The sequence below is a fragment of the Mucilaginibacter sp. Mucisp86 genome, from assembly GCF_047324315.1.
Lineage (GTDB): Bacteria > Bacteroidota > Bacteroidia > Sphingobacteriales > Sphingobacteriaceae > Mucilaginibacter.
Genome location: NZ_CP168503.1, coordinates 6,723,000 through 6,736,513, shown reverse-complemented (window position 1 = coordinate 6,736,513; position 13,514 = coordinate 6,723,000). Strand labels below are relative to the sequence as shown.

At 41.3% G+C, this 13,514-nt stretch carries 11 protein-coding genes and 1 other RNA gene; 5 read left to right on the top strand and 7 right to left on the bottom strand.

Annotated elements, in window-relative coordinates; genetic code table 11:
* Positions 1–561: 561 nt before the first annotated feature.
* The 4 genes from ssrA to ACEN9X_RS27985 form a co-directional block, all read right to left on the bottom strand.
* Positions 562–930, bottom strand: a transfer-messenger RNA (tmRNA) gene (gene ssrA, locus ACEN9X_RS28000).
* A 121-nt stretch (positions 931–1,051) separates the two neighbouring features.
* Entirely contained in the window at positions 1,052–2,113 is a 1,062-nt protein-coding gene (locus ACEN9X_RS27995) for an acyltransferase (RefSeq protein ID WP_413668270.1), read from the bottom strand.
* A 104-nt stretch (positions 2,114–2,217) separates the two neighbouring features.
* Positions 2,218–3,444 carry a pyridoxal phosphate-dependent aminotransferase gene (locus tag ACEN9X_RS27990; RefSeq protein ID WP_413668269.1) on the bottom strand — a complete coding sequence of 409 codons (1,227 nt, stop codon included), beginning with the start codon at positions 3,442–3,444 and terminating at the stop codon, positions 2,218–2,220.
* 132 nt (positions 3,445–3,576) lie between these two features.
* Entirely contained in the window at positions 3,577–3,975 is a 399-nt protein-coding gene (locus ACEN9X_RS27985; RefSeq protein WP_091207513.1) for a DUF1573 domain-containing protein, read from the bottom strand.
* 136 nt (positions 3,976–4,111) lie between these two features.
* Here ACEN9X_RS27985 and ACEN9X_RS27980 point away from each other — a divergent pair, with 136 nt between their 5' ends.
* The 3 genes from ACEN9X_RS27980 to ACEN9X_RS27970 all read left to right on the top strand — a co-directional run bounded on the left by ACEN9X_RS27980 (position 4,112) and on the right by ACEN9X_RS27970 (position 8,216).
* On the top strand, positions 4,112–6,547 hold the full coding sequence (locus ACEN9X_RS27980; protein ID WP_413668268.1) for a thiamine pyrophosphate-dependent enzyme: 2,436 nt from the start codon (positions 4,112–4,114) through the stop codon (positions 6,545–6,547).
* Between the two features lie 75 nt (positions 6,548–6,622).
* Complete coding sequence (locus tag ACEN9X_RS27975) at positions 6,623–7,201, top strand: nitroreductase (protein ID WP_413668267.1); 579 nt, start codon at positions 6,623–6,625, stop codon at positions 7,199–7,201.
* A gap of 313 nt (positions 7,202–7,514) precedes the next feature.
* Complete coding sequence (locus ACEN9X_RS27970) at positions 7,515–8,216, top strand: murein L,D-transpeptidase catalytic domain family protein (RefSeq protein ID WP_413668266.1); 702 nt, start codon at positions 7,515–7,517, stop codon at positions 8,214–8,216.
* 69 nt (positions 8,217–8,285) lie between these two features.
* Here ACEN9X_RS27970 and ACEN9X_RS27965 read toward each other — a convergent pair whose 3' ends face one another.
* Positions 8,286–9,728, bottom strand: coding sequence for a L,D-transpeptidase family protein (locus tag ACEN9X_RS27965; protein WP_413668265.1), 1,443 nt, complete (start codon positions 9,726–9,728; stop codon positions 8,286–8,288).
* A gap of 226 nt (positions 9,729–9,954) precedes the next feature.
* Between ACEN9X_RS27965 and ACEN9X_RS27960 the strand changes: the two genes are divergently transcribed.
* Together ACEN9X_RS27960 and ACEN9X_RS27955 are read left to right on the top strand one after the other, a co-directional pair.
* The gene (locus ACEN9X_RS27960; protein ID WP_413668264.1) at positions 9,955–10,965 is read left to right on the top strand and encodes a glycosyl hydrolase; all 1,011 of its coding nucleotides are present in this window, start codon (positions 9,955–9,957) and stop codon (positions 10,963–10,965) included.
* On the top strand, positions 10,965–11,483 hold the full coding sequence (locus ACEN9X_RS27955) for a DinB family protein (protein WP_413668263.1): 519 nt from the start codon (positions 10,965–10,967) through the stop codon (positions 11,481–11,483). Before ACEN9X_RS27960 ends, ACEN9X_RS27955 begins: the two co-directional genes overlap by 1 nt.
* 77 nt (positions 11,484–11,560) lie before the next feature.
* On the opposite strand, the gene ACEN9X_RS27950 is transcribed toward ACEN9X_RS27955, so the two are convergent.
* Both ACEN9X_RS27950 and ACEN9X_RS27945 read right to left on the bottom strand, forming a co-directional pair.
* The gene (locus ACEN9X_RS27950; RefSeq protein ID WP_413668262.1) at positions 11,561–12,190 is read right to left on the bottom strand and encodes an HAD family hydrolase; all 630 of its coding nucleotides are present in this window, start codon (positions 12,188–12,190) and stop codon (positions 11,561–11,563) included.
* 11 nt (positions 12,191–12,201) lie between these two features.
* Positions 12,202–13,434, bottom strand: coding sequence for an MFS transporter (locus ACEN9X_RS27945; protein ID WP_413668261.1), 1,233 nt, complete (start codon positions 13,432–13,434; stop codon positions 12,202–12,204).
* Positions 13,435–13,514 lie beyond the last annotated feature (80 nt).

The following is a 13,514-nucleotide window of genomic DNA, read 5'->3' as shown; positions in this document are numbered from 1 at the left end:
TCTTTCTTTTGCGATATCGCCATTGTGCGTATCGTACAGCGCCAAATTCCTGCGGGTTGTGGTTCCGGTCTTTTAATAACTACTGTAGTAATAGCATTAGAATTGTCAGCATTGGCAGAAATAACGCCCGCTTGTCGTTAATTGATACGGATAAGTTTTGTTATTGAAAGATCGAATTATCATTTGATAAAAGTTAATGTGTTGACATTTGATAGTTTAGAACGCGAACTTGCACATCGCGCGAAACGTATATTATCCTCTTTTTACCTGGTGCTTTTATTTCTAACAATCACGCAAATTGCTAAAAGCATTCTTTTTCCAAAACAAAGCTTCTTTTTACTAAATGGTTGCAAAAATTGTTAAATTACTTATCACTTAAGTGGATATTGAATGCCAAGACCATCGAACTAATTATTCAGATGCGATTTTCAAACACCGGCAGGAGTTTAACAAGAAATTTTCGAATACTTATTTTGGATGTGTGATTTTTTTGGTAAATGGCTTTTAATCAGATGGTTGATAAAATAAAAAAAGGAGATACTTTTAGTTTAGTATCTCCCCTGGTGGAGCCGGAGGGATTCGAACCCTCGTCCAAACATGGTATAAGGTAAGCTTTCTACATGCTTAGCTTCTGTTTAATTGTAGGGAAGGGGAAGGTCAGTCGCTTACCTGTACCGTCTTCCTTAGGTGCTTTATCTTACCCGCTTATCACACCCTAAGCAGGCCAGTTTCATCTTTCGATGCCCCGATTGCCGATCCGATGAAACGGAAAACCGGCGGGACAAAAGCTATGCTAATTCTAAATTAGGCAGCTAAGGCGTAGTTATTTTCGCCATTTGTAAGTTTGAGCGTTCAGATTAAAGCGCTAATTCACCCAACGCGCTGCATGCTTACCTACTTATCTCCATCCTGTCAATTCCGGTCGACCCCATTTTTTGAGTTCGCAGTTGCCGGTGGGCAGTTTGCAGTTATAAGCGGTTACAAATATACGGATTTAGTTTGCAGTTGCGACGAATAGTTCATGGATTTTAATTGTCATTGCGCCGAAATTTTATCCGGCAACATGCTTTAGCAGCGGTAGTTTGCTCATCACAAATATCACAAGACTGGATAACGAAAAAGTTAATAGCGCGACTAATGGAATACTGAAGACCGGGTTGAATATCTTATATGTAATATCATTAAGTTCAAGGAAGTTTAAAATTAAAGCATGACTAAGGTATAAGCCTAAGGTATACTTGCCTATATTGCTTATAATGTTATTTACAACCGGATTTAAATTGACTTTAATAAATCTAGCCATTAAAAACGCGCTCGACGATAGTATAGCTATAAAAGGACTAATTGGTTCGTAAAAGAAAGTGTTTAAGTTTTTGGTTTTCAGTGATATAAAATACGTACCTAAAGTTATTGATAGGGTACATAATACAAATACCAACACCGCAATTAAAGCTATGTTTTTAAATTTTAATGGCCTATAAGCAAGGTAATAGCCAAGTACAAGGTACCCAATATAGCCGGTAAAGTTGTGGAGATCAATGCCCGGATCGAGCATAGTTAAATAAGGCCGGCTTAAAATTACTGTCAAAAACCAGATACCTAAAAAGTACAATATCTCTTTTTCTGTTGCGTTACGCACAAATTTGCTTATTACGGGTATAAACAGGTAAAGCCCCATTAAAAGATAAACATACCATAAATGATAGTAGCTGCCGGTTTGAAGTTGCTGTAATACAAGTTTTATATTGAGCCATATATTGTCTGATAACTCTATCTCTTCGTTGTAAAGTTTATAACCGATATAAATCAAACTCCAAAAAATAAAAGGGGGGATAAGTCTGCCAAATCGCTTTTTTAAGAAATCTTTAAGTTCATACTCCCGTTGTAATAGTAAAGCTCCTGTTATCATAACAAAAACGGGAACGGAAAATCGCACCACAGCATTGTAAATATCGGCAGCAAGCCAGTCGTTAATAGGTACCCCTTTAACGCGGAACAACAATGGAGACGCTGTGTGCAGCACCACAACGGCGAACATAGTTATCAGCCTTAAATTATTTATCCAGTTAATATTCTGATGTTTGTGAAGGCTAATAGTCTGGCTAAATTTCATTGAATAAACTTAAGGTTTTTTATGGGCGATTGATCAGTTTGGGTAAAACAACAAAGCCCGTTTTTTGAACCGGGCTTTGTGTTGGATAAAATAAGTAAAATGAATTAATTGCCAACTGCTAACTGCTCACTGGCGACTGTCCTGCCCGGATAAACTTTCAATGCTTCTTCCAGGCAGGTCATCGCTTTTGTAAGGTCGTTGTTGTTTAAAACATAGGCCATGCGCACTTCATTTAATCCGGCTCCGGGCGTGCTATAAAAGCCGGTGGCGGGGGCCATCATTACTGTTTCGTTATTGAGGCTAAAAATTTCGAGCATCCACTGGCAAAACTTGTCGGCATTATCAATAGGCAGTTTGGCAACCACATAAAACGCGCCGCCGGGGTTAGGACAATAAACACCATCTATTTTATTCAGTGCACTTACCAGCGTATTGCGCCTGCTTGTATATTCTTTATTTACTGCTTCAAAGTAGCTGTCCGGCGTATCAACGGCTGCTTCGCCGGCAATTTGTTCAACCATACCTGCACTTAAACGGGCCTGGGCAAACTTCAAGGCTGTGTTGCGTAATTCCTTGTTTTTAGTGATCATGCAACCCAAACGGGCACCGCAGGCACTGTAGCGCTTGCTTACCGTATCCATTATCACAACGTTTTCTTCAAGTCCGTTCATATGCATTGGCGATATAAACGAACGGCCATCATAGCAAAACTCACGATATGCCTCGTCCGAAAACAGGTACAGGTCATGCTTTAAAACCAACTGTTTCAGCGCCTCCATCTCTTCTTTCGAATACAAATACCCGGTTGGGTTATTTGGATTGCAAATCATGATGGCTTTGGTTTTATCCGTTATCAGTTTTTCGAATTCGCTTATAGGAGGAAGTGCAAAACCATTGTCTATGTACGATAATATAGGCTTAACCACAATATCGCTTTGGCTGGTAAAGCCGTTATAGTTGGCATAAAAAGGTTCCGGGATAATCACTTCATCGCCGGGGTCAAGGCATGCCATTAATGCAATACTAATAGCTTCCGAACCTCCGGTAGTAACAATAATATCTTCGGGCGTTATATTATAGCTCAGTTTATTGTAGTACTCAGTAAGCTTTTTACGGTAGCTCAATGTACCCTCGCTTGGGGTATAAGCCCAAACTTTAAAATCAATTTTTTTAATGGCATTCAGCATGCCATCGGGCGTAGCAATATCGGGTTGGCCGATGTTAAGATGATACACCTTTTTCCCATCCTGCTTAGCTTTATCAGCGTAAGGTGTTAATTTACGTATCGGTGACGCGGGCATTCGCTGGCCCTTTTCAGATATTTTTGGCATTCTGCAAAATTACTAAAATGAAAATTATAGTTTGTAAAACCTTTGTAAACGAAAAAAGACCCGGTTTCGGGTCTTTTAAATATTATTTTAAATATCCCGGTTGATATACGGGATATATCAAGCATGTAATAATTACTTGCTCGCCGCGGGTTTAGCTACAACTTCACCAACAATGTTCAAATATTTTTCGGGTGTTACAGCGTTTGATTTAACAACAATAGTTTTGTTAAATGGCGCAGCAGCAGCAGCATTGTAAGTGATTTTGATTGTGCCTTTATCGCCGCTTTTTACAGGAGTTTTAGTGTAATCGGCAATTGTACAGCCGCAGGTTGGCCTTACTTCTGTTAAAATAAGCGGTTCTTTGCCAACGTTGGTAAATTCAAACACGGTAGTAACGGGAGTGCCTTGTGGTATTTTACCAAAGTCATGCTTTTCTTCGTTAAATTTAAACTCAGCTTTTCCGCTATCTTGTGCTGATGCGGTGAAGGCAAAGCCTAATATTACCGCGCAAATCATTAATATCTTTTTCATACGTTATATTTGATTATTACAAATATAAAAGGTTTAATGTAATTACAAAACTATTACTCAAACTCCGGGTTTTATCTGTTAGTTTGCCTAATACAGAATAGAATTTTATACTTTTACCGTCTAAACAAAATTTTATATGCCTGAAACTACAACACGCGCTACCAGTAAATTTAATACTGCCGAGCTCAGTTTTGATGATTTCAAGAAGATTGTTATTGATGATTATCGTATTGGTTATGAGAGTCGCCAGGCCAGTTTGATAGGCCGCAGGGAAGTACTAACGGGCAAGGCAAAGTTCGGTATTTTTGGCGATGGCAAAGAGGTTGCACAGCTGGCAATGGCCAAAGCTTTTCGTGCGGGCGACTGGCGCGCGGGTTACTATCGTGATCAAACTTTTATGTTTGCTACAGGCATGAGCAATATGAAAGAGTTTTTTGCTCAACTATATGCTAATCCTGATATTGAAAAAGATCCCGCATCTGGCGGCAGGCAAATGAACTGTCACTACGCTACCCGTTTTGTAAACACTGATGGAAGCTGGGTTAACCAGGTTGAAACGATGAACAGTTCGTCGGACATTTCAACAACTGCCGGTCAGATTCCGCGTTTATTAGGTTTAGCCTATGCTTCAAAACTATATCGTCAAAATAAAGAACTTGATTATCTGAAACAGTTTTCAATTAACGGTAACGAAGTAGCTTTTGGCAGCGTAGGTAACGGTGCAACTTCCGAAGGATCGTTTTTTGAGACTTTTAATGCCGCAGGCGTGCTGCAGGTGCCTATGGCTATTTCAATTTGGGATGATGCTTATGCTATCTCGGTTCCGGCCAGCTTGCAAACTACTAAAGAAGATATCTCGGAAGTATTAAAAGGCTTTCAGCGTGAAAATGGAAGTAACGGTTATGAGATTTTTAAAGTTCGTGGCTGGGATTATATTGCCCTTTGCGAAACTTATGAACGGGCTATCAATATTTGCCGTGAAGAACATGTACCTGTATTGATCCACGTTACCGAAATGACCCAACCACAGGGCCACTCTACCTCAGGTTCACACGAGCGCTATAAAAGTAAAGAGCGCCTGACCTGGGAGGATGAACACGACTGCCTGCTTAAAATGCGCGAATGGATGATTGCCTCCGCTATCACTACTGAAATTGAGCTGGAGGAGCTTGAGGCTGAGGCAAAAAGATATGTACGCGAATGCCAGCGGGAAGCGGCCAATGAACTGGCCATTGTTATAAAGGCCGAAATAGAGGAAGCGGCTGATCTGATAGACGCGTTTGCCGAATCATTACCTTCGCACAAAGAGGCAATATCGGGCTTATCAGCAAGCTTACATACAAGTTTTGACGCTGGCAGGCGCGAGATTTTTACCGCTATCCGTAAAGCGTTACGGTTAACCGTTCATGAGGATAATGCTGAGCGAAGAGCATTATCAGCGTGGCTGAAAACGGAAGGCGTGAAAAATGCCGAGCGCTACAACTCAAAGTTGTTTACGGGAACACCAGAATCGCCTCTTTATGTGCCTGTTGTAGCTGCTATTTATAGTGATGATGCAAAGGTAATGGATGGCAGGGAAGTGCTGAATGCCGCATTCGATGCTAACTTTGCCCGGGATAAAAGCATTGTTGCCTTTGGTGAAGATCTTGGTGCTATAGGCGATGTTAACCAGGGATTTGCCGGTTTGCAGGCTAAATATGGCGAGATACGTATCAGCGATACCGGGATCCGTGAAACAAGTATTATAGGGCAGGGTATGGGGCTGGCCATGCGCGGTTTAAGGCCGATTGCAGAGATCCAGTATCTCGATTACCTGATATATGCAATAACCATCATCAGTGATGACATTGCCAGTTTAAGTTATCGCACCATGGGCGGGCAAAAAGCACCGCTTATTATTCGTACTCGTGGTCACAGGTTAGAGGGCATCTGGCATTCGGGCTCACCGATGAGTGTTATTTTGGGGTCGATGCGCGGTTTCCATATTTGTGTGCCCCGTAACATGACCCAGGCAGCCGGTATGTACAATACGCTGCTAAGGGGTGATGAACCTGCTTTGGTAATTGAATGCCTCAATGGCTATCGTTTAAAGGAAAAATTGCCGGCCAATGTTGGTGATTTTACTGTGCCGCTTGGCAAGGCTGAAGTTTTAAAAGAAGGCGACGATATCACTGTGGTTTCATACGGATCAACATTGAGGGTTGTGCAAGAGGCTGCGGTTGAGCTTGAAAGTATGGGGATTCATATCGAAGTAATAGATCCTCAAACGCTGTATCCATTTGATACAGAGAATGTTTGTGGTACTTCGTTAAAGAAAACCAGTAAGTTGCTGGTTGTTGATGAAGACTTGCCCGGTGCCGGATCTGCCTACATCCTGCAAAAGATACTGGAAGCACAAAATGGATATTACGCACTCGATGCACAGCCTAAAACGCTAACCGCTAAAGAACACAGGCCACCTTATGGCTCAGATGGCGATTACTTCAGTAAGCCGTCTGTTGATGACGTAGTTGAAACCGTTTATGCCATGATGAACGAGGCTAATCCTTCAAAATACCCTGCTATTTATTAATAACTCATAATTACAGGCTGGTGAAATTAGCAATTCATAAATTGCTAATTTCACCAACTGTTTTTTTAATCTACTATGGATAATACTTTTTTAACCGTCGCCGAAAATATCAAAACCCGCCGTACTGTAAAACCGGCCATGATGAATGGTCATAAAGCACCAAACGGGCATATTGCCGCGTTACTTGAACTTGCCGATTGGGCTCCAACTCATGGTTTTACTGAACCATGGCGCTTCATTGTTTATGAAAATCCCGATCAGTTTTGTGCTGAACATGCCGAAGTTTATAAAAACAGCGTATCTGCCGAAGATTTTAACGAAGCTACCTACAATAACCTGAAAACGCTTGGCAACAAAGTCTCGCACGTGATCATTGCTGTTATGCAACGTGGCGATCTGCCTAAAATACCGCCATTTGAGGAAGTTGCTGCTGTATCAAGTGCTATTCAAAATATTTTGCTGGGTGCTACCGCTTTAAATATGGCCTCATTCTGGAGTACAGGTGGCGCTATCCTGAAACCGGCTTTCAAGGAGTTTTTGAATCTGCGTGATGAGGATAACGTTATGGGCGTATTGTACATTGGTTACGCCGACCAGTATCCCGAAGGGAAGCGCACCGTTCCACTTAAAGATAAAATTAAATGGGTTAAGTAAAATTAACCCATAACCTTTCCTTTTTTGCTTCGTATAATAGCCTAAAATATTGCTTAGTTTTAAACTTATTTTCATTTAAGTAAAAAATTATTGTTTTACTAATTTGGAATTTACGTTTTAAAGTATATTTTTGTGTTGGCCTGTTAACAGCAGGTTAACACACCGTCCAGAACCTGTTACTATACCCTAATTATTTAAAATTAATTTAAACTCAGGCAAGCGTATGAGGAAACATTTTTTGTGGGTCACTATGTCGATTTTTTTTCTGTCAGCAACAATCTTAAGCTGGAAATCGGATGGTGCAAACAGATCAGTGAGCGTAAGAAAAAAAAATGCAGCGTTTACAACAAAAGAACTATTTGAGCAATACGTCAATAATTTATACGAATCAGCGCATCTTAGTGAAACTGGTTTAGCTTTTAATGTATTTGAAAAAGCTGTTACAGGTTACACCAATTTAAAGCTCGCGCATATGGTGCCCCAAAGCAGCGATGTGCTTACAGTGGTTGATTTTAGCAAATCGAGCCGTGAAAAGCGTATGTGGATCGTTAATTTGTTGAGCAAACAACTGGTACTCAATACCTGGGTAGCCCATGGTTCGGGCAGTGGCGAAGAAATGGCCAGCCATTTTTCAGATGCTAACGACTCGCATGAAAGCAGTCTCGGTTTTTATGTTACTGATAAAGTTTATAACGGCAAACACGGCCGATCGTTATATCTTGATGGTATGGATGAAGGTTTTAATGGCAATGCCCGTATGCGTAGCATTGTTGTGCACGGTGCAAATTATGTTGGTCCGGCTGCTATTAATGAGCAAGGATACATAGGAAGAAGTTTTGGTTGCCCGGCTGTATCGCCAAAAGTAATTAATAAAGTAATTAATACAATTGCCGGAAAAACTGTTATATTTATTAGCGGAAACGACGATTCGTATTATTCAAAATATCTGGATGAAGCAGGGCCGCTTAATTTAATGGCGAGTGCCGACACTTCGTTCAACTTTGCTAAGTTTTAAATCCAATCCCAACTATAAACCAAATCATGAGGCCCGGCTTACTATCAAGTTCGCCGGGCTATTTTTTTGTTATTTTGCCAAAAAACTTTGAAGGTGCGCATAAAGCACAATATCCAAACCGTAAACATCAGGGCGATATTGGATAGTGCCATTTTCATCGGCCCAGCAAGTTACGTAGGTAATGTAAATAGGTGTTTTTTTAGGCAGGCCAATATTAGTAGGCTCCGGTTTATTCACTATCATATCATTTGCGATGGTGTCGATATCAGCTCCTTCGCCAAATAAATTCTTTGCCAGGCCGAGGGGATCGCCCAGGCGCACGCAGCCATGGCTCACTGCTCTCATCGTTTTACGGAATGCAGCTTTGTTAGGTGTATCGTGCAGGTAAACGCTGCTGCGGTTTTTGAACAGGAATTTGATCTTACCTAATGAGTTATCTTCGCCGGGGCGCTGTTTAAATTCGTACTCGAGGTTATCAGGGGTTACCTGTGTCCAATCTATCGTTTCCGGATCGGCTATCCTTTTGCCATCTTTAAACACATCGATATTTTTATTCGCCAGGTAAAAACGGTCTTCTGCAGCTTCAACAATGATTTCTTTGGTAGCGATACTGCGCGGAATGTTCCAAACCGGGTTTACTTCAACGCTATGAATCACACTGTTCAATATCGGCGTTTCGCGCGGGAACGGTTTATCTGCCCGGGCGGTATCGTCAAAATGCTCCAATGTGTTTTGATTTTCCATGTTACGTCCCTGGCCAACACACACCTTCATGTTTAAAACCGATTTGCCGCTATCCATAACATCAAGCCTGAAATCGGGAATATTTACGATAACATATTTGGGCTCGTAAGGTTTATTTCTCCAGCGTAGGCGTTCAAGGCTAACCAATAAATAGCGTTTGCTTTCTTCTCTTGATAGCCCTTCTATAGTGGCGCTGTCCCTGTAAGCCTTTTGTAAGGCTAAATATTGCGGGTTTTTGGGTTGGATACTGTCCAGGAATGTTTTATAATCGGCCCTTTCTAAAGTAGCGAGCATGGTTGTACTATCAGGGCGGCGGGTCGCCATAAAGTACCTTGAGTAGATCTTTTTAGGATTAATGACCCCATATTGCAATGCATTTGAATATTTTACCAGTGCCCCGGCTGTTAAAATTTCAAGTTTGGCAACAGTTTCATACGCCTCATCAATTGTTTTTATTGCTGTCTTGTCCTTCAGTTTTGCAACAAGCCTTTTGATCTCGTTTGAAGGGTATACAGTAGGGTCAAGGCCGTGCTCATTGATCCTGTCAAGGTATTCGGGTAAAGCCTCAAGGTCGCCGTTGTTTAAGTGGTTTATTACTAAAATAGGCTGGTATTCGTTCTTCTTAAAAAATGATTCAATAACAAGCGGGTTGGCTGTTTTAGATCTGTATTTAGCAAACACCCTCTTAAAAACGGGAATGTATTCTTCGGTATCGGCCTTTTTGAAAATCTCATTTTGGGTGATCCTGAACATATCTTCAGCAATCATTTCGTGCTTTTTTTTGCAGCTTTGAAACGCAAGCAGCAAAATAAAACACGTGGAAAGTATAATTGGGATAAAGTGTTTTTTAAAGGGGATAGGTATCATATACACGAAAGATAGTTAAATATTGCGTATGAATAGCAATAGCCATACCATAAAGGGCTGTGCTTTTTATTTATTTTTGAACATAGCGCCCTATAACCAATAACCCGAATAATCTGTTTTAATTAAAATGAAAAAACTGCTCCCGCTTACTTTAATCATATCATTGCCTTTCATGGCATTAGCACAGAGTTTTAAACCAGTAAATAAAGAAGCATCGCCTGAGGTAAATAAATTGCTTGCTTTCCTTTATAGTATAAAAGGCAAACAAATTTTGTCGGGCCAACAGAATTACAACAGTGACCGTGACGTTTTTTCAGACAGTGCCAAAGCTATTACAGGACATTACCCCGCTGTGTGGGGTTCAGATTTCATGCTTTGGGGAGATAAGGACCTGGGGCAGGACCTGGTTAATGAAGCCAAACAGAAATGGCAGGATGGTTATCTCGTAACATTGATGTGGCACCAGGGCCGGCCAATTGATAATCCTCCCTATGATTGGAAGCAAAGCATCCAGGGGAAATTGACTGATGCGCAATGGAAGGAGTTGACAACCCCCAATACCGAACTGAATAAAAAATGGCTGGCGCAGGTTGATGTAGTAGCAGGTTATTTAAAACAGCTCAGAGATGCACATGTACCTGTTTTATGGCGCCCTTATCATGAAATGAACGGTGTATGGTTTTGGTGGGGAAATAAAAAAGGGAATGAAGGGATCATCAAACTTTGGAAAATGATGTACGACCGGTATACTAATTACCATCATTTAAACAACCTGATTTGGGTATGGGGACCTAATGGTTTACGCGACCTGCCCTTAGATGAAGCCTACGATTATAAAGATTTTTATCCGGGGGCTGATTATGTAGATGTTTTAGGAGCTGATATTTATCATTTTGACTATGAACAGCGGGATTATAACGATTTGCTTAAGGTTGCTAATGGAAAAATCATAGCGTTAACAGAAACCGGTGAACTGCCAAAACCCGAAATTCTGGCAGCCCAACCCGAATGGGCCTGGTTTATGGTGTGGACAAGCTGGCTTTGGACTGATAATACACATGAGCGGGTGAGGACTATATATAGTCTTCCTCAAACGCTTAATCATGAACAAGTAAAAGCATTGTTAAATAAAAACTAATGTCTGAAACAAAATTACCCGAAGTTTGGCTTCGCGGCCCGCTGGCAGATGTTCCCGCTTTGCTGCAACCGGTGGCACACGCGCTTTTACAGGCGAGGGAAGAACTCAATGAGTTGATGTCTGATTTTCCTGAAACATTATTATGGGAAAAACTTGCCGGGATGGCATCGCCAGGTTTTCATTTGCGGCATTTAACGGGCGTATTGGACAGACTTTTTACTTATGCTAAAGGAGAAGGGCTTAGCGAAGAACAGCTAAGTTACCTGGCGGCGGAAGGCAAACCGGGCGGGCATGAAATTGCTGTTTCTGATTTGGTAAACGCGTTTAATGTTCAGGTGGATAATGCCATTGATCAACTAAAAGCTACTGATGAATCTATCTTAACCGATTGGAGAGGAGTGGGACGGGCGCAATTGCCGTCAACAGTGATCGGTTTGTATACTCATTCGGCGGAGCATACCATGCGGCATTTGGGGCAGCTTATTGTTACTGTAAAGGTGCTTAAGCACAGGCGATAGTAGAAATTTCTTTGAGAAAGGAGGCACCTACGGAGCCTAAAAAAAAACAACATTAAGGCTCCGTAGGCACCTCCTAATTACTGATTTGCAATAATCGCTGCATCTTTCAAATTTTGCGAACGATGGGTTACCCTGGCATCAGGGTGTTTATTTTCGGGATCGTACAGGAAAGTGTCGATATCTAATTCGCTCGCGGCCTTTATCTCCGATTCTGGATCATCGCCAATAATAAGAACTTCTTCGGGTTTGTAATCGTATTGTTCCAATATCGATGTGAAAATGTCCTTTTTGGTTAGTGACGAAAGCTCGGGATCCACAATGTGGATGGCTTCAAAATCAGCTTCGATATTCAGCATTTTTACCTTGCTCCATTGCAGCTTGGTGAAACCTGTTGTAACCAGGAATTTGGTGATGTTTGCTTCGCGGATGTCCTGGTAATCGTCGAAAGGCTGCATGGGTAGTTTATACTCAATGTTATTCAGCAGTTCGAGCCCTTTGTTTTTTACGATTTCACTAAACTGGTACTTGTCTGCTACCTTTTGATAAGGGATCCGTTTTAAATCTTCTTTTGCCTTGTTGATATGATCGATACCCTCACCAGCAATATGCTGATCAAGAAAGTTGAACAGTTCATTAAACAAATGATCAGCGATGGAACTAACCGGATATATGGTATTATCAAGATCTAATATGATAGCTTTTTTCATGGTAACAAAAATTAAGGTAAAACAGGCACTCGTTTATTGATGTGGATCGATCGCTTCATGATGAAATAACCGCAGGCAACAAGCATGCAAACACCACCCAGCAACCACCAAAGCATTTCAAATCCTCCATAAGCAATAACCTGGCTCCCTAAAAATGGGGCGATAATTTGTGCGCCCGACCACGACATGCTGTATAAAGCGGCATACTCGCCCCGGTTACGCGCATTGGAGCGGCTAATCCAAAAGGTATTCATAAAAGGCATAGAGAGCATTTCGCCCAAAGTAACCATACATACAATCAGTATTGCTACCAAAGGCACATGAGGCATCAGGTTAAGTAATACAAAGCCTGCTCCGGTAACTAAAATGCCAGAGATAATATAGGTTAAAGCATGGCGTTTGCCTTCAAGCCAGTTAATCAGTATCATTTCAATTAAAACGATAAGTATACCGTTTAACGCCAGCAGGAAACCGATAAAGCGCTCATTAAAATGCCACTGTATTTTGTAAAACACAGGCTGCATAATAAAAAACTGGAAGAAGCAAGTTGCAAACAGCGTAGCTAACAAGATAAACAGCAGGTAAACGCCGTCCTTATACGCCGATGAAACCACTTCATCAAAACCGGCCACTGCTTCTTTAATTGTTTTTGCCACTTTTGAACGAGGCATTAATGTAAGCAACAATATGCCTGCTGCAATATTGGTACAGCCATCTACCCAAAAAAGCAAATGATAATTTATAGAGGCCAATAGTCCACCCAAACCACCGCCAAAAGCCCAGCCCAGGTTGGTAGCAAGCCGGTTCAATGAATAGGAACGTGTTTTATTTTCTTCGGTACTGTAATGGGCAATAGCAGTTGAGTTAGCAGGCCTGAATGATTCGTTACAGATACTTAGTACAAAAGTAAAGATTGCCATGCTGATAAAACTGTGCTGATAGCCTAATACCAGGAACAGCAACCCGCCGGTAAGCAGTGCACCAACCTGTAAATCATAAAAGCCTATCTTATTGATCAGCTTACCGCCAATAAAACCGCCGGATACCGCACCCACACCAAAAATGGCCATAATATAACCCGACTGCTCGATGGTAAAATGCAGCTGCCTGATGGTATAAATGGTCATAAATGGTACAACCATGGTACCACTCCGGTTAATAAGCATTACGATGCTCAGGTACCAGCTGTTTTTTGAAAGTCCGCTATAGGCTTGTTTGTATAATTGGATAATTGAGGTAAGCATGAGGATGATGTGCAAATGTGCGGATATGCAAATGTGCAAATTATGAAATCAATACAGATGTGCGAATTATATAATAATCT